The organism is Stutzerimonas sp. R40042 (assembly GCF_026642215.1).
Classification (GTDB): Bacteria; Pseudomonadota; Gammaproteobacteria; order Pseudomonadales; family Pseudomonadaceae; genus Stutzerimonas; species Stutzerimonas frequens.
The window spans coordinates 2915949-2930953 of the sequence record NZ_CP113258.1 but is presented as its reverse complement, the minus strand read 5'-3'; the positions used below and the strand labels follow the sequence as shown (position 1 = coordinate 2930953).

19 protein-coding genes are annotated in these 15005 nt (G+C 63.0%); 17 read left to right on the top strand and 2 right to left on the bottom strand.

The window, feature by feature from the left end; genetic code table 11:
- The first annotated feature begins 12 nt into the window (after positions 1-12).
- The 8 genes from OUY36_RS13770 to OUY36_RS13735 all read left to right on the top strand — a co-directional run bounded on the left by OUY36_RS13770 (position 13) and on the right by OUY36_RS13735 (position 6057).
- A complete protein-coding gene (locus OUY36_RS13770) occupies positions 13-1119 on the top strand; it encodes a protein-glutamate methylesterase/protein-glutamine glutaminase (protein ID WP_102840205.1) in 1107 nt (368 codons plus the stop codon).
- Positions 1120-1135: 16 nt separating this feature from the next.
- On the top strand, positions 1136-1876 hold the full coding sequence (locus tag OUY36_RS13765; RefSeq protein ID WP_063539838.1) for a flagellar motor protein: 741 nt from the start codon (positions 1136-1138) through the stop codon (positions 1874-1876).
- Positions 1877-1881: 5 nt separating this feature from the next.
- A complete protein-coding gene (gene motD, locus OUY36_RS13760) occupies positions 1882-2724 on the top strand; it encodes a flagellar motor protein MotD (RefSeq protein WP_063539837.1) in 843 nt (280 codons plus the stop codon).
- A gap of 84 nt (positions 2725-2808) precedes the next feature.
- Positions 2809-3597, top strand: coding sequence for a ParA family protein (locus tag OUY36_RS13755; RefSeq protein ID WP_063539836.1), 789 nt, complete (start codon positions 2809-2811; stop codon positions 3595-3597).
- Positions 3598-3686: 89 nt separating this feature from the next.
- Positions 3687-4505 carry a CheW domain-containing protein gene (locus tag OUY36_RS13750; RefSeq protein WP_063539835.1) on the top strand — a complete coding sequence of 273 codons (819 nt, stop codon included), beginning with the start codon at positions 3687-3689 and terminating at the stop codon, positions 4503-4505.
- Positions 4506-4586: 81 nt separating this feature from the next.
- Positions 4587-5066 carry a chemotaxis protein CheW gene (locus tag OUY36_RS13745; RefSeq protein WP_063539834.1) on the top strand — a complete coding sequence of 160 codons (480 nt, stop codon included), beginning with the start codon at positions 4587-4589 and terminating at the stop codon, positions 5064-5066.
- Positions 5067-5069: 3 nt separating this feature from the next.
- Complete coding sequence (locus OUY36_RS13740) at positions 5070-5483, top strand: DUF2802 domain-containing protein (protein WP_063539833.1); 414 nt, start codon at positions 5070-5072, stop codon at positions 5481-5483.
- 130 nt (positions 5484-5613) lie between these two features.
- Positions 5614-6057, top strand: a complete 444-nt coding sequence (locus OUY36_RS13735; protein WP_267934756.1) for a rhodanese-like domain-containing protein — start codon at positions 5614-5616, stop codon at positions 6055-6057.
- Here the strand turns inward: OUY36_RS13735 and OUY36_RS13730 are convergent.
- Together OUY36_RS13730 and fliK are read right to left on the bottom strand one after the other, a co-directional pair.
- A complete protein-coding gene (locus OUY36_RS13730) occupies positions 6038-6370 on the bottom strand; it encodes an EscU/YscU/HrcU family type III secretion system export apparatus switch protein (protein ID WP_102840208.1) in 333 nt (110 codons plus the stop codon). The two genes, OUY36_RS13735 and OUY36_RS13730, sit on opposite strands and share 20 nt — an antisense overlap.
- Complete coding sequence (fliK, locus tag OUY36_RS13725; protein WP_063539830.1) at positions 6367-7896, bottom strand: flagellar hook-length control protein FliK; 1530 nt, start codon at positions 7894-7896, stop codon at positions 6367-6369. The genes OUY36_RS13730 and fliK overlap by 4 nt, the downstream gene beginning before the upstream one ends.
- Positions 7897-8031: 135 nt before the next feature.
- Here fliK and ccmA point away from each other — a divergent pair, with 135 nt between their 5' ends.
- The 9 genes from ccmA (at position 8032) to ccmI (ending at position 14989) form a co-directional block, all read left to right on the top strand.
- The gene (ccmA, locus tag OUY36_RS13720) at positions 8032-8667 is read left to right on the top strand and encodes a cytochrome c biogenesis heme-transporting ATPase CcmA (protein ID WP_267934753.1); all 636 of its coding nucleotides are present in this window, start codon (positions 8032-8034) and stop codon (positions 8665-8667) included.
- Positions 8664-9335, top strand: a complete 672-nt coding sequence (gene ccmB / locus OUY36_RS13715; RefSeq protein WP_063539828.1) for a heme exporter protein CcmB — start codon at positions 8664-8666, stop codon at positions 9333-9335. Before ccmA ends, ccmB begins: the two co-directional genes overlap by 4 nt.
- Positions 9336-9425: 90 nt before the next feature.
- A complete protein-coding gene (locus OUY36_RS13710) occupies positions 9426-10181 on the top strand; it encodes a heme ABC transporter permease (protein WP_063539827.1) in 756 nt (251 codons plus the stop codon).
- Positions 10178-10354, top strand: a complete 177-nt coding sequence (gene ccmD / locus OUY36_RS13705; protein WP_063539826.1) for a heme exporter protein CcmD — start codon at positions 10178-10180, stop codon at positions 10352-10354. Before OUY36_RS13710 ends, ccmD begins: the two co-directional genes overlap by 4 nt.
- Positions 10351-10818 carry a cytochrome c maturation protein CcmE gene (gene ccmE, locus OUY36_RS13700; RefSeq protein WP_267934748.1) on the top strand — a complete coding sequence of 156 codons (468 nt, stop codon included), beginning with the start codon at positions 10351-10353 and terminating at the stop codon, positions 10816-10818. Before ccmD ends, ccmE begins: the two co-directional genes overlap by 4 nt.
- Positions 10815-12788: a heme lyase CcmF/NrfE family subunit gene (locus OUY36_RS13695; protein ID WP_267934746.1), complete on the top strand. Its 1974-nt coding sequence runs from the start codon at positions 10815-10817 to the stop codon at positions 12786-12788. Before ccmE ends, OUY36_RS13695 begins: the two co-directional genes overlap by 4 nt.
- Position 12789: 1 nt before the next feature.
- Complete coding sequence (locus tag OUY36_RS13690) at positions 12790-13320, top strand: DsbE family thiol:disulfide interchange protein (protein WP_110776530.1); 531 nt, start codon at positions 12790-12792, stop codon at positions 13318-13320.
- Positions 13317-13790, top strand: coding sequence for a cytochrome c-type biogenesis protein (locus tag OUY36_RS13685; protein WP_267934744.1), 474 nt, complete (start codon positions 13317-13319; stop codon positions 13788-13790). Before OUY36_RS13690 ends, OUY36_RS13685 begins: the two co-directional genes overlap by 4 nt.
- Positions 13787-14989, top strand: coding sequence for a c-type cytochrome biogenesis protein CcmI (ccmI, locus tag OUY36_RS13680; RefSeq protein WP_267934742.1), 1203 nt, complete (start codon positions 13787-13789; stop codon positions 14987-14989). The genes OUY36_RS13685 and ccmI overlap by 4 nt, the downstream gene beginning before the upstream one ends.
- Positions 14990-15005 lie beyond the last annotated feature (16 nt).

Here is a 15005-nt window from a genome sequence, read left to right as displayed (position 1 = left end):
TAGGAGTGATGTATGGCAGTCAAGGTCCTGGTCGTCGACGATTCCGGTTTCTTTCGCCGGCGTGTCTCGGAAATCCTTTCCTCTGATCCCAATATTCAAGTCGTCGGCACCGCCACCAACGGGCGCGAGGCGATCGACCAGGTGCTGGCGCTGAAACCGGACGTCATCACCATGGATTACGAGATGCCGATGATGGACGGCATCACTGCGGTGCGGCAGATCATGCAGCGCTGTCCGACGCCGGTGTTGATGTTCTCCTCGCTGACACACGAAGGCGCGCGGGTCACCCTCGATGCGCTGGATGCCGGCGCGGTGGACTATCTGCCGAAGAACTTCGAAGACATCTCGCGCAACCCGGACAAGGTCAAGCAGCTGCTGTGCGAGAAGGTGCACACCGTTTCGCGCAGCAACCGACGCTACAGCACTTTCTGCAGTTCCAGCGTCAGCGCCCCGGCACCCTCTGTCCGCGGAACACCCGCCGCATTGGCCACTGCCCGTAGCACCGGTGCTGGCGCGACCCCGGCAGCACCCGCGCGTGCGCCGGCGCCCAAGCGCAAGGCCTACAAGCTGGTGGCCATCGGTACCTCGACCGGCGGCCCGGTGGCGCTGCAGCGGGTGCTGACTCAACTGCCTGCCAATTTCCCGGCACCCATCGTGCTTATTCAGCACATGCCTGCGGCGTTCACCAAGGCATTCGCCGACCGCCTGGACAAGCTCTGCCGCATTCGCGTCAAGGAGGCGGAGGATGGTGATGTGCTGCGACCCGGCCTGGCGCTGCTCGCGCCCGGCGGCAAGCAGATGATGATCGACGGGCGCGGCGCGGTGCGCATTCTGCCCGGCGACGATCGCCTCAACTACAAGCCCTGTGTCGATGTCACCTTCGGTTCGGCGGCCAAGTCGTTTCACGACAAGGTGCTTGCAGTGGTGCTCACCGGTATGGGTGCCGATGGCCGCGAGGGCGCGCGGCTGCTCAAGCAGAGCGGCAGTCAGGTATGGGCTCAGGACGAGGCCAGTTGCGTGATCTACGGAATGCCGATGGCGGTGGTCAAAGCCAATCTCAGTGACGCTGTTTATGGGTTGGACGACATCGGGCGCAATCTGGCCGAGGCCTGCATCTGATGAAGGCTGGCCGCTGATGGATGTTCTCAGCCTCATCGGGTTGCTGCTGGCGTTCGTCGCCATCGTCGGCGGCAACTTTCTCGAGGGTGGCCACATATCGGCGCTGCTCAACGGACCTGCCGCGTTGATCGTGCTGGGCGGCACGCTCGGCGCGGTACTGCTGCAAACACCCATCGCGGTGTTCATGCGTGCCATGAGCATCGGTCGCTGGATCTTCTTTCCGCCGCGCATCGATCTGGCTCGCGGTATCGCCATGGTCACCGCCTGGAGCAATACGGCGCGCAAGGAAGGCCTGCTCGGCCTCGAGCCGGTTGCCGAGACTGAACCCGATCCCTACGCACGCAAGGGGCTGCAGCTGCTGGTCGACGGCGCCGAGCCGGAAGTCATCCGCAGCATTCTCGAAGTTGACCTCTACACCCAGGAAGGCCGCGATCTTCGGGCCGCCAAGGTCTACGAGAGCATGGGTGGCTACTCTCCGACCATCGGCATCATCGGTGCGGTGATGGGTCTGATCCACGTAATGGGCAATCTGGCCGATCCTAGCCAGCTCGGCAGCGGCATCGCCGTGGCCTTCGTCGCAACGATCTATGGGGTCGCCTTCGCCAACCTGCTGGTCCTGCCAGTGGGCAACAAGCTGAAGAGTGTCGTTCAGCGCCAGACGGCGTATCGCGAGATGCTGCTCGAAGGTGTGCTATCCATCGCCGAAGGCGAAAATCCACGCTCCATCGAGATGAAGCTGCAAGGCTTCATGGACTGATCGCCATGGCCAGACGCAGAGCGCCGGAAGAGCACGAGAATCACGAGCGTTGGCTGGTTTCGTACGCCGATTTCATCACGCTGCTGTTCGCCTTCTTCGTGGTGATGTACTCGATTTCCTCGATTAACGAGGGCAAGTACAAGATTCTCTCCGACTCGCTGGTCGGCGTGTTCAACCAGGTCGATCGGGCCGTGAAACCAATCCCGATTGGTGACGAGCGGCCGCGGACCACCGAGTCGGATGTTTCGCAGGTGCAGGACCTTTCCGGCCCGTCTTCGACATCCGGAGCGCCGACGTTCGATCCGCTGGAGCGTATCGCGCAAAGCATGCGCGAGACCTTCGGTGAACTGATTGCCAACGAGCAGCTGACCATTCGCGGCAATGAGCTGTGGATCGAGATCGAGCTCAACTCCAGTCTGCTGTTTCCCAGCGGTGACGCGTTGCCCAATGATCAGGCGTTCCAGTTGATCGACAAGGTCGCGGCCATCCTGGCGCCTTACGACAATCCCATCCATGTCGAAGGCTTTACCGACAATCTGCCCATCAGCACGAGCCAGTTTCCGACCAACTGGGAGCTGTCCGCAGCGCGAGCCGGCAGCGTCGTACGCATGCTCGCCGCGCAAGGAGTCGCCCCATCCCGGCTTGCGGCCGTAGGCTACGGCGAGTTCCAGCCGGTGGCTGACAATTCGACGGCCGAGGGGCGCGCGCGTAACCGGCGGGTGATCCTCGTGGTATCGCGCAATCTCGATGTGCGCCGCAGCGTTTCCGGCGTCGGTAGCGCAAATGCCAGGCCCAACGAGGCACTGCGTCGGGCTGGCACACAATCTGCACCGGCTGCAGCCATGTGAGCGCCTGAGGGTGCAATCGTCAAAACACCGTCGCCCCGCCGTTTCAGGTGGGAACTGCCGGTCAGCTTCGCCGGGTGGGGAACCATGAGAGTCTGGGCTGTTGCCAATCAAAAGGGTGGGGTGGGCAAGACCACCACGTCGATCGCGCTGGCGGGCTTGCTGGCCGACTCCGGTAAGCGTGTCGTGGTGCTGGACCTGGATCCGCACGGGTCAATGACCAGCTATTTTGGTCACGATCCGGACAACCTGGAGCACAGCGTCTTCGACCTGTTCCAGCACCAGGGGACCGTGCCAGAAGGTCTGCCCTGGCAGCTTCTACTCTCCACCAGTCATGAGCGAATCTCCCTGATGCCGTCGAGCACGGTGCTCGCGACGCTGGAGCGTCAGTCGCCAGGGCAGAACGGTCTGGGGCTGGTGATCGCCAAGAGTCTGTCGCAGCTCTGGCAGGACTTCGATTACGCGGTCATCGACAGCCCGCCGCTGCTCGGCGTGCTGATGGTCAATGCGCTTGCTGCCAGCCAGCAACTGGTGATCCCGGTACAAACCGAGTTCCTCGCGATGAAGGGCCTCGAGCGCATGGTCAGCACGCTGTCGATGATCAACCGCTCGCGCAAGCAGGCGCTGCCGTACACCATCGTGCCGACGCTGTTCGACCGTCGTACCCAGGCCTCGATGAACACGCTCAAAGTCTTGCGTGCCGGCTACGCCGACCATCTCTGGCCGGCTTTCATTCCAATCGACACGCGGCTGCGCGACGCCAGTCGTGCCGGTCTGACACCATCGCAATTCGATCCCGCCAGCCGCGCCGTTCTTGCCTATCGCGCCTTGCTGAAGCACCTGCTGGCGCTGCAACCGTCGCCGCAGGTGGCTTGACGAAAGGGACAACCGCTCGGCGCTCGGCGCCTCAAGTTTGTTGTGTCGGCAGCCGATAGCCTGTTCAGCTTCTCCTTACGAGTCTTTCCATGAGTCGCACCGTCCTTACCGAAACCCGATCCCAGCAAGCGCTGCAGTCCTATCTCGACGGGCTGCTGCAGGATGCGGCCATCGAACTGGCGGACTCGGTCAGTCAGGACGAATTCCAGGCTGCCGTGCTCGAGGAACAGCTGCGCGATGCGCGAATCAGCCAGCCGCCGCGCCTGGAGATCGTGGCCACGCCGCCCGCGCCGCCTGTGGTCGTCGCGCCTGAAGCCCCTGAAATACCTGCGCCCGCGCCAGTGCATGCCGCAGCGCCAATCATTGCCTTGGCTGCCGCTGCGCAGCCGGTCGATGAACCGACAGCTATCGTTGCTGATCGGCATCCGGGCTGGGGCGACGAGCCCTTCGAGTGTTTGCTGTTCGATGTCGCCGGGCTGACGCTGGCGGTGCCACTGGTCTGCCTGGGGTCCATCTATCCGCTGGCGGGACAGGAGCTTACGCCACTGTTCGGCCAGCCCGACTGGTTTCTTGGCATACTGCCGAGCCAGGCGGGCAATCTGAAGGTGCTGGACACGGCGCGCTGGGTGATGCCTGATCGCTATCGCGACGATTTTCGCCAAGGCCTGCAGTACGTGATTTCGGTGCAGGGTTATGAATGGGGGCTGGCGGTACATCAGGTCAGCCGGTCGATCCGTCTCGACCCCAGTGAAGTGAAGTGGCGTACGCAGCGCAGCCAGCGCCCTTGGTTGGCCGGTACGGTTATCGAACACATGTGTGCGCTGGTCGATGTCACGGCACTGGCCGAGTTGATCGCCAGTGGTGCGGTCAAGCAGATGCAGGACGCGGCAAAGCCGCACAAGCGCTGAAGAATGAATGACGGTCGCACGCGGTGTGCGGCCTGGCGATAGAATCGACCGCCGCGAGCGGTAATTGAAGAAGGTGGGATTATGAAGATGACGTCTGCGCAGGGCTCCGAAGATCCTGTTCTGCAATGGGTAACCTTCCGTCTGGATAACGAGACGTACGGCATCAACGTGATGCAGGTTCAGGAAGTGTTGCGCTACACCGAGATTGCGCCGGTACCCGGGGCGCCGAGCTACGTGCTGGGCATCATCAATCTGCGAGGCAACGTGGTCACGGTAATCGATACGCGCCAGCGTTTCGGTCTGGCCCCGGCCCCGGTTTCGGACAACACCCGTATCGTGATCATCGAAGCGGATCGGCAGGTGATCGGCATCATGGTCGACAGCGTCGCCGAGGTGGTTTACCTGCGTCAGTCGGAAATCGAAACCGCCCCCAACGTCGGCAACGATGAATCGGCCAAGTTCATTCAGGGCGTGTGCAACAAGAACGGCGAGCTGCTGATCCTGGTCGAACTCGACAAGATGATGAGCGAAGAAGAGTGGGCCGAGCTTGAGAGCATCTGATACATGCTGATCGCGTCGCTGGTCGCATCGCTGATCGCGCTGGCATTCTGCTGTCTGGGCCTGCTGGGGTTCTGCCTTTGGCTGCTCAAGCGACAGCGGTTGCTGGCTGAGCAGCAGCGCCAGCGTGACGCGGCGCGGGACAAGCGCATCAAGGAGCTGAGCAATCGTCTGGATGCCTATCTCGAAGGCAACATGCGCATTGGCGACGAGCTGCGTGAGCTGGCGCGCGTCGTTGCGCCGTTGCCGGACAAGCTCAACCAGCTGGAACTGCGTGATCCCAACAATTTTTCCTTCTCTCAGGCCGCCAAGCTGGTCGGCATGGGGGCAAGCATCGATGATCTCACCCAATCCTGCGGTCTCTCCCAGTCCGAGGCCGAGCTGATGAGCAAGCTGCATCAGGCGCGTCAAAAACCCTGAGCTGGCGCACATCGCCCATCGGTTCCTCCCAGGTGATCGGAACCTCCTCCAGCCACTGCATTCCAACTCGTATCGGCCTGGTCCGACCAGGCAGGGTACGGTTCCGTTTTTCGGAACGAGGAGGGCGGTGATGCGCTGCGTGCTCGTTTTTCTATTGTTGATGGCCTCCCTGGGTACGGTTCACGCCGTTGAAGCACCGGACGAGGTGGATGGCGCCATGACCATCAATGTCTTCCAGGCCAAGCGCTTGCACGAACTGGGTGCGGTGTTCATCGACGTGCGCTCGGATCGCGAGTGGCTATGGGGCCATGTGGAGGGGGCGGTGCACTTCGATCTGGCCAGCGATTTCGTTAGCCTGGCAGGCGCAGAATGGCCGCGGGAGCTGCCACTGGTCATCTACTGCGACAGTGAGATATGCCCCCGCAGTGCGGAAGCCGCACGCATGGCCGTCGCCTGGGGCTATCAGCGTGTGTTCTATTTTCGAGCCGGCTACTTTGCTTGGCAGCTGCACGACCTGCCTCAGGTGACCGTCGAGGACCGAGCAGCCGTTGTGCTCAACGCCCAGGCCCACTGAGCAGTGGCGGCGTCTGGGTCGTGTCATTGACCGGTTCGCGGAAACCAGGTGGGCACTTACCCTTCAGGTACCAGGCGAAGGCGATGATCTCGGCGATGGTGCGATAGAGCGCCTCGGGGATTTCGTCGCCCAGTTCCAGTTTCGCAAGCAGGCGCACCAGATCGGCGTTTTCGTAGATCGGTACCTCGTGTTCGCGCGCGATGGCCAGAATGGCCTCGGCCAGTTCATCGTCGCCTTTGGCCGTAAGACTCGGGGCGTTGATGCCATCGTAGCTGAGCGCTATGGCCTGGCGCGGCGGTTGCTTGTCGGTCATGCGGTTTCATCCACGAAGCGTTGTTCGAGTGTGGTGCTTGGCCCTTGCGGCGGCACGCCCTGACGGCAGGTCAGCTCGCCCACGCTCAATCCCGCGGCTTGCAAGCGTTCACGCAAGTGCGTGAGTTCGGTAGCGATCAGCTGTGCGGTGGCGCTGCGTTCGGCCCAGAGCTGGCTCGCCAGGGTGCCGCGCATCAGCTGTGCCTGGACCTGCAGCGGGCCCAGCGGCGCGATATCGAATGCGAGTTCGATCTTCCAAACTGCCTCGCCGCGTTCTTTCTCCTGCCGTCTTGGCGGGTCTTCACGCTGCAGCTTGATTTGCAACGGCACGAAGTCCCGACCGTCCCGCATCGGCAGTTCCAGTTGCCACGTCGTGAGCAGGGCACCGTCTGGCCCGACCTGTGTTTGCGCCAGGCTGGAAAGCTGGTGCGTTTGCAGTCTCGAGACTGCTGCCGCGGCAAGCTTGAGCAGCAGTTCCAGGTCGGCTTCCTCTTCCATGCCCGGTGGAAGCTTGCTGGGTAGGGGGAAGCCGACCGCGAGCTGGCGGGTGCTGCCTTGGGTCAATGCGCCCAGGGCCTGGCGTGCGAACGCCGGCAGCACTTGTCCCATGGCGGCGCCGGCTTGGGCTCCAGTCAGCGGTGTGCTGCCAGGGAGGCTCGGCATTTGCGCAAGCAGACGCAGTAGGGCCGCTTTGAGATCTCCCTGCAGGCCCTCGGTTTGTCCCGCCAGCAGTCGCGCCTCGAGAAAGACGCCACTCTTGGCCAGTGCCGCAGCCAGTGCCTTGGCATCGGTCAGCTGCTGCATGTCGGGGATCTGGCCAAGCAAGGCTTCGGCCGCGCCCTTCAGGCCGCCGGGCAGCGTGCCCGAGGCGCCTTGCAGCGCCTTGAACAAACCTTCGAGCGAAGCCTGGCGCTGCTGCTGCGCGCTGAGCTGCTCGCCTAGATGCAGCTGATCGAGCCGGCCACTCAACGGCAAAAAGCTCAACGCCTGACTCGCCTTTACCTGGGCTGTCAGAAGGCTGCCTAGCGCCAGCGGGGTGCTCGATTCGATGTTCAGCTTCTGGCCGCTGAGTGGTGAGTTGAGCAGGCTGATCACCACCTTGAACAGCTTCTGTCCGTCGTCCAGCCGATGTTCGCTGCTGGCGACGACGCGGCCCTGGATCACACTGCCGACCGGCAACTGCTCGAGATCGAGCGCGGAGGCGGGTTGGCGTCCGGCTGCCTGTTGCGACGCCAGCAGGCGGGTGTCGGAGAGCGCGGTGATGACATAGGCCGCGCCGAGGGCTGGCGCCTTGTTGCTACTGACCTCGACAGTGGCCTGGCGTCCCCCGGTCATGGTCAGACGCAGCACCAGGCGAAAGGCCTGCGCTGCCTCCCTGATGCCGACCACCTCGGCCTCGGCCTGCTCGCCGGCTGCCAGCAGACCTTGCATCGGTTGCAGAAGCTTCAGTGCAAGCTCGCTGGAGGCTGCGCTCTGGCGTGGCATGCCGGCCTGGGGCAGAGCGGTGGTACTCTTGATCTCGGTCATCTTTCCTCAAATGCTCTTACAACCTTTCGTGTTTGCGGCCTTCGGCACTCAAGGTTGCCATGTATAATTCCGCCCGCCTGGCCTACCCGCCTGAGTATAGCGGCCAGGCCTTTTTCATCTTGAGGTGTCGCCAGCGTGTCAACTCCCTTCCTCGAAGCTGTGGCGCTCGCCTGCGAGCGGGATTGGCGGCTGTTGTTCGACAAGCTCGATCTGCGCCTCGAGAACGGCGAAATGCTGCAGATTTCCGGCCCCAACGGTAGCGGCAAGACCAGCCTGCTGCGCCTGCTGTCCGGCCTCATGCAGCCCACCGCCGGCGAGGTCAGGCTCAAGGGGCTGCCACTCGACGCGCAACGTGGCGAGCTGGCCCGCAACCTGTTGTGGATCGGGCACGCTGCCGGCATCAAGGGCCTGCTTACCGCAGAAGAAAACCTGACCTGGCTGTGTGCGCTGCATCAACCGGCAGGTCGCGAAGCGATCTGGCAGGCGCTTGCTGCCGTAGGACTGCGCGGTTTCGAAGACGTGCCCTGCCACACCCTTTCGGCGGGGCAGCAGCGTCGTGTCGGGCTTGCGCGACTCTACCTTTCCCCGCCGCCGCTGTGGATTCTCGACGAGCCGTTCACGGCGCTCGACAAGCATGGTGTAGCGCAACTGGAGCGACACCTGGCGGCCCATTGCGAGCAGGGCGGGCTGGTCGTGCTGACCACTCACCACAGTCTCACCGAGATGCCTGCCGGCTACCGTGAACTGGATCTGGGGCAGCGAGCCGCATGAGCAGCGTCTTCACGCTTCTGCTGGCTCGCGAGGCGCGCCTGCTGTTTCGTCGTCCGGCCGAGCTGGCCAATCCTCTGGTGTTCTTCGCAATCGTCATCGCGCTGTTCCCGCTGGCGGTCGGGCCCGAGACGCAACTGTTGCAAACGATTTCTCCGGGGCTGGTCTGGGTCGCCGCGCTTCTGGCCGTGCTGCTCTCGCTGGACGGCCTTTTTCGCAGTGACTTCGAGGATGGCTCGCTCGAGCAGTGGGTCGTTTCGCCGCACCCGCTTGCGCTTCTGGTGCTCGCCAAGGTGCTGGCACACTGGGCGTTTTCCGGTCTGGCGCTGGTCTTGTTGGCACCCTTGCTGGGGCTGATGCTGGGATTGCCGCTCGACACCATGCCGGTACTGTTGATCTCGCTGCTGCTGGGTACGCCCATTCTCAGCCTGCTCGGCGCGGTCGGTGCGGCCCTGACGGTGGGGCTCAAAAGAGGTGGGTTGCTGCTTGCTCTGCTCATTCTGCCGCTCTATATCCCCGTGCTGATTCTGGGCAGCGGTGCGTTGCAGGCCGCTTTGCAGGGGCTTCCGGCGGTCGGGCACCTGCTGTGGCTGGCCAGTCTGACCGCTTTGGCGGTTACTCTTACACCCTTTGCGATAGCCGCCGGGCTGAAGATCAGCGTTGGCGAGTAGCGGTACACCTGATGGCCGGCGCCTGTGCCCGGTCGACATAGCGAATGTCGAGGCCTGAGTTCAGGCACTCGCGCAACGACGAGTCATCCGATGAACTGGACATGGTTTCACAAGCTGGGTTCACCCAAGTGGTTCTACGAGATCAGCGGGCGCTGGCTGCCCTGGCTGGGGTGGGCTGCGGTATTGCTGATCGGCGTCGGAACGGTCTGGGGGCTGGCGTTCGCACCGGAGGATTATCAGCAGGGCAATAGCTTCAGGATCATCTACATTCACGTTCCCGCAGCATTTCTGGCCCAGTCCATCTACGTCATGCTAGCCGTCGCCGGCGTGGTCGGGCTGGTCTGGAAGATGAAGCTCGCCGACGTTGCGCTGCAGCAGGCGGCCCCCATTGGCGCCTGGATGACCTTTATCGCACTGCTGACCGGTGCGGTCTGGGGCAAGCCGACCTGGGGCGCCTGGTGGGTCTGGGATGCACGACTCACCTCGATGCTGATTCTGCTGTTCCTGTATTTCGGTGTCATCGCGCTGGGCCAGGCGATCAGCAACCGCGACAGTGCTGCCAAGGCCTGCGCCGTGCTGGCGATCGTCGGCGTGGTGAACATCCCGATCATCAAGTACTCGGTCGAGTGGTGGAACACGCTTCATCAGCCGGCCACCTTCAAGGTCACCGAGAAGCCTGCGATGCCGGTAGAGATGTGGCTGCCGTTGCTGATCATGGTGATCGGCTTCTATTGCTTCTTTACCGCGGTGTTGCTCATGCGCATGCGCCTGGAAGTCCTTCGCCGTGAATCGCGTGCGAGCTGGGTGAAGACCGAGGTCAAGGCTCTGGTGGGAAACAACTCGTGAACTTTTCGTCCTTCGCCGAATTCATCGCCATGGGCAATCATGGCGTGTATGTCTGGACTTCCTACGGCATAAGCCTGGCGGTCCTGATTCTCAATGTCGTGCTGCCGGCCCTCTCGCGCCGGCGCTATCTGCAAGATGAGGCGCGTCGTTTGCGCCGGGAGGAGTCGAAGTGAATCCGGTGCGCAAGAAGCGTCTTTTCATCGTCCTGGCGATTCTCGCCGGTGTCGGTATTGCCGTGGCGCTGGCGTTGTCCGCTCTGCAGCAGAACATCAACCTGTTCTACACACCGACCCAGATCGCGGCGGGAGAGGCGCCGGAAGGCACGCGTATTCGCGCCGGCGGGCTGGTCGAGGAAGGCTCGGTACAGCGCACCAACGATTCACTCAGCGTATCGTTCCGAGTGACCGACGGAGCGGAGACGGTGACCATCAGCTATCAGGGCATCCTCCCCGATCTGTTCCGCGAAGGGCAGGGCATCGTCGCATTGGGTCGGGTCAATGCCGATGGTGTCCTGGTCGCCGATGAGGTGCTGGCCAAGCACGACGAGAATTACATGCCGCCCGAAGTGACCCAGGCGCTGGAGCAGAGCGGCATGATGAAACACTACGAAGGCGGCAAGAAGGAGTACGCGAAATGATTCCCGAGCTCGGCCACCTAGCGATGATTCTTGCGCTGTGCCTGGCGGTCGTGCAGGCGACGCTGCCACTGATCGGTGCCTGGCGGGGTGACCGGCAGTGGATGGGGCTGGCGCAGCCGGCGGCCTGGGGGCAATTCGCGTTTCTCGCATTCGCCTTCATCTGCCTGACCTATGCCTTCATGGCCGATGATTTCTCGGTCGCCTATGTCGCTCAGAACTCGAATAGTGCGCTGCCCTGGTACTACAAGTTCAGCGCGGTCTGGGGCGCCCACGAAGGCTCGTTGCTGCTCTGGGCATTCATCCTGGCCGGCTGGACCTTCGCCGTGTCGATCTTCTCCCGCCAGCTGCCGGAAGACATGCTCGCCCGGGTGCTTGGTGTAATGGGGCTGATCAGCATCGGCTTTCTGTTGTTCCTGATCGTCACGTCCAACCCGTTCGAGCGGCTGCTGCCGCAATCGCCGATGGACGGTCGGGATCTCAACCCGCTGCTGCAGGACTTCGGTCTGATCGTCCATCCGCCGATGCTGTACATGGGCTATGTCGGCTTTTCCGTGGCATTCGCGTTCGCCATCGCCGCGCTGCTGGGCGGGCGGCTCGACGCCGCCTGGGCGCGCTGGTCGCGTCCCTGGACCCTGGTGGCCTGGGCCTTCCTCGGGCTGGGTATCGCGTTGGGGTCCTGGTGGGCGTACTACGAGCTGGGCTGGGGTGGCTGGTGGTTCTGGGATCCGGTGGAAAACGCCTCCTTCATGCCGTGGCTGGTCGGCACCGCGCTGATCCACTCGCTGGCAGTCACCGAGAAGCGCGGCGTATTCAAGAGCTGGACGGTGCTGTTGGCCATTGCCGCGTTTTCGCTGAGTCTGCTCGGCACCTTCCTGGTTCGCTCCGGCGTGCTGACATCGGTACACGCATTCGCTACCGATCCGGAGCGCGGCGTATTCATTCTGGTTTTCCTGCTGATGGTGGTGGGGGGCTCCCTGACCCTGTTCGCCCTGCGCGCCCCGGTGGTCAAGAGTCAGGTCGGTTTCGGCCTTTGGTCCCGTGAAACGCTGCTGCTGGTGAACAACCTGCTGCTGGTCGTTGCGACCGCCATGATTCTCCTGGGCACGCTGTATCCGCTGCTGCTCGACGCGCTGTCCGGCGCCAAGCTTTCGGTCGGCCCGCCGTATTTCAACGCGATGTTCGTTCCGTTGGTGGCGGCGCTGATGTTGGCCCTGGCCGTTGGCATCCTCGTCCGTTGGAAAGACACCCCATTCAAGTGGCTGCTCGGCATGCTCACGCCGGTGTTGATCGCCAGCGTGATCCTCGGCGGCCTGGGTTCGTTGTTGTTCGGCGACTTCAATTGGGCGGTACTGGCGGTGTGTCTGCTTGGCGCCTGGGTGGTGCTGGCCAGTGCTCGCGATCTGCTCGACAAGACCCGTCATAAGGGGCTGGTCAAGGGCATGCGCAGTCTGTCGCCGAGCTATTGGGGCATGCACCTGGCGCATATTGGCCTGGTCGTCTGTGCCATCGGTGTCGTGTTGACCAGCCACCAGAGCGCTGAGCGGGATCTGCGGCTGGCGCCCGGCGAATCCCTGGAGCTGGGTGGCTATCGGTTCGTCTTCGAAGGCGCCGTGCACCATGAGGGGCCGAATTTCACTTCGGACAAGGCGACTATCCGCGTGCTCGATGGCGACAAGCAGGTTGCCACGCTGCATCCCGAGAAACGCCTCTATACCGTGCAGCAGATGCCGATGACCGAGGCGGGCATCGATGCCGGCTTTACCCGTGACCTCTATGTGGCGCTGGGTGAACCATTGGATGGCGGCGCCTGGGCGGTACGGGTGCATATCAAGCCGTTCGTGCGCTGGATCTGGCTCGGTGGTCTGATGATGGCGCTCGGCGGTGTGCTGGCGGCCAGTGACCGCCGCTATCGAGTGAAGGTCAAGACCCGGGTGCGCGAAGCCCTCGGCATGGCGGCACAAGGAGCCTGATGTGAAACGACTGTTGATGCTGCTGCCACTGGTGGTCTTTCTGATCATCGCGGTGTTTCTCTATCGCGGCTTGTTCCTCGATCCGTCGGAGCTGCCTTCGGCGTTGATCGGCAAGCCGGTACCGTCGTTCTCGCTTCCTTCGGTGGAGGATGAGCAGCGCCTGATCAGCCAGGAGGACCTCAAGGGCAAGCCGGCGTTGCTCAACGTATGGGCGACCTGGTGCGTCGCGTGCAAGGTCGAGCACCCTGTGCTCAACCGTCTCGCAGCGCAGGGCGTGGTGATCCATGGCGTCAACTACAAGGACGACAACGCGGCGGCGCAGAAGTGGCTGAACGAGTTTCACGACCCCTATCAACTGAACATTCGCGACGAGCAGGGCAGCCTCGGGCTGGACCTGGGCGTCTACGGCGCGCCGGAGACTTTCCTGATCGACAAGCAGGGTGTCATTCGCCACAAGTTCGTAGGGGTTATCGACGATCAGGTCTGGCGTGAGCAGCTGGCGGCGCTCTATCAGGAGCTGGTGGACGAATGAAACGACTGATCCACGCCGCGCTTCTCGGGCTTGCGCTGGTGACCAGCGCGCAGGGCGCAATCGATACCTATGAGTTTCGTGACGAGGCCGAACGCGAGCGTTATCGCACCCTGACCGAAGAGCTGCGCTGCCCGAAGTGCCAGAACCAGAACATCGCTGACTCGAACGCACCGATTGCCATGGACCTGCGCCAGGAAATCTTCCGCATGCTCGAAGAGGGGCAGAGCAACGAGCAGATCGTGGATTACCTGGTCGAGCGCTATGGCGATTTCGTTCGGTACAAGCCGCCGATGAATGCCAAGACCATGCTGCTCTGGTATGGGCCCGTCGCGCTGCTGGTGCTGGGTTTTGGCGTACTGGCGGTCATTCTGGTTCGTCGTCGCCGGTTCGAGAAAGCCCCCGCATCGCACACTCTCTCCGAGACAGAACGCGAACGTCTCGCCAAGCTGTTGGATAAAGAAGAACCATGATCGATTTCTGGATTGCCGCCGCCGGCTTGCTGCTGGTGGCGCTGGCCTTTCTCCTGCTTCCGATTCTGCGCGGCCGCCGTGCCCAGGCAGAAGAAGACCGCACCGCGCTCAATGTGGCGTTGTATGAGGAGCGCATGGCAGAGCTCACTGCCCAGCACGAGGCCGGCACGTTGAGTGCCGAGCAGCTGGAGGCGGGCCGAGCGGATGCCGCTCGTGAGTTGCTTGAGGATACCGAAGAGAGCGGTGCACCGCGCACGGCCAGGCTTGGTCGCAGCGTCCCGTTGGTCGCGGCGCTTCTGGTGCCGCTGATGGGCTATGGCCTATACCTGCATTGGGGCGCCAGCGACAAGGTGCAGCTGGCGCGACAGTTCAGTGAGCAGCCGCGCACCGTCGAGGAAATGACCGCACGCCTCGAACAGGCAGTGAAGGCGCAGCCGGATTCGGCCGAGGCCTGGTACTTCCTTGGCCGTACCTACATGAATCAGGAGCGTCCAGCGGATGCGGCGAAGGCTTTCGCCCAGGTTGTCGAGCTTGCCGGGCGTCAGCCGGAGCTGCTCGGTCAGTGGGCGCAGGCGTTGTATTTCGCGCGGGATCGGCAATGGACTCCTGACCTGCAGGCGCTGACCGACGAAGCGCTGCGGGGAGATCCTCAGGAGGTAACCAGCCTTGGGCTACTCGGAATTGCGGCGTTCGAAGAGGCGCGTTATGCCGATGCGGTACGTTTCTGGGAGCAGCTGGTCGCTGCGCTTCCGGAGAACGATCCGTCTCGGGAGGCGATTCGGGGAGGAATCAACCGCGCTCGTGAGCAGCTCGGTGAGCCTGCCGAAACGGCGTCGCAGCCTGAGGTAGCGGGCATCACGCTGCAGGTCGAGGTCCAGCTCGATCCTGAGGTGGCCAAGGCTGTTTCGCCGCAGGACAGCGTATTCGTTTTCGCACGTGCCGTCGCCGGACCGCCTGCTCCGCTCGCGGCCAAGCGCCTGACGGTCGCCGATCTACCGGCGTCGATCAGCCTGAGCGATGCCGATGCGATGATCCCGTCCTTGAAGATATCCAGTGTCGAGCAGGTGGTGCTGATGGCCAGGATTTCCAGCACAGGTGATGCAACCAAAGGCGAGTGGATGGGTCGAAGCGAAGCGCTCGACACCAAGGGTGACGAGCGGACCGTACGACTCGTCATCGATCGTGCCGAAACTCCCTGACGCCCAAGAGAGACAA

What these genes read in the sequence shown, in the direction of transcription:
- OUY36_RS13740 (WP_063539833.1), top strand. Translation starts at nt 5,070, where the DNA reads ATGCTGATCGCGTCGCTGGTCGCATCGCTGATCGCGCTGGCATTCTGC.
- OUY36_RS13745 (WP_063539834.1), top strand. Translation starts at nt 4,587, where the DNA reads ATGAAGATGACGTCTGCGCAGGGCTCCGAAGATCCTGTTCTGCAATGG.
- OUY36_RS13695 (WP_267934746.1), top strand. Translation starts at nt 10,815, where the DNA reads ATGATTCCCGAGCTCGGCCACCTAGCGATGATTCTTGCGCTGTGCCTG.
- OUY36_RS13710 (WP_063539827.1), top strand. Translation starts at nt 9,426, where the DNA reads ATGAACTGGACATGGTTTCACAAGCTGGGTTCACCCAAGTGGTTCTAC.
- ccmB (WP_063539828.1), top strand. Translation starts at nt 8,664, where the DNA reads ATGAGCAGCGTCTTCACGCTTCTGCTGGCTCGCGAGGCGCGCCTGCTG.
- motD (WP_063539837.1), top strand. Translation starts at nt 1,882, where the DNA reads ATGGCCAGACGCAGAGCGCCGGAAGAGCACGAGAATCACGAGCGTTGG.
- OUY36_RS13735 (WP_267934756.1), top strand. Translation starts at nt 5,614, where the DNA reads ATGCGCTGCGTGCTCGTTTTTCTATTGTTGATGGCCTCCCTGGGTACG.
- OUY36_RS13765 (WP_063539838.1), top strand. Translation starts at nt 1,136, where the DNA reads ATGGATGTTCTCAGCCTCATCGGGTTGCTGCTGGCGTTCGTCGCCATC.
- fliK (WP_063539830.1), bottom strand. Translation starts at nt 7,896, where the DNA reads ATGACCGAGATCAAGAGTACCACCGCTCTGCCCCAGGCCGGCATGCCA.
- OUY36_RS13770 (WP_102840205.1), top strand. Translation starts at nt 13, where the DNA reads ATGGCAGTCAAGGTCCTGGTCGTCGACGATTCCGGTTTCTTTCGCCGG.
- OUY36_RS13755 (WP_063539836.1), top strand. Translation starts at nt 2,809, where the DNA reads ATGAGAGTCTGGGCTGTTGCCAATCAAAAGGGTGGGGTGGGCAAGACC.
- OUY36_RS13730 (WP_102840208.1), bottom strand. Translation starts at nt 6,370, where the DNA reads ATGACCGACAAGCAACCGCCGCGCCAGGCCATAGCGCTCAGCTACGAT.
- OUY36_RS13685 (WP_267934744.1), top strand. Translation starts at nt 13,317, where the DNA reads ATGAAACGACTGATCCACGCCGCGCTTCTCGGGCTTGCGCTGGTGACC.
- ccmI (WP_267934742.1), top strand. Translation starts at nt 13,787, where the DNA reads ATGATCGATTTCTGGATTGCCGCCGCCGGCTTGCTGCTGGTGGCGCTG.
- OUY36_RS13750 (WP_063539835.1), top strand. Translation starts at nt 3,687, where the DNA reads ATGAGTCGCACCGTCCTTACCGAAACCCGATCCCAGCAAGCGCTGCAG.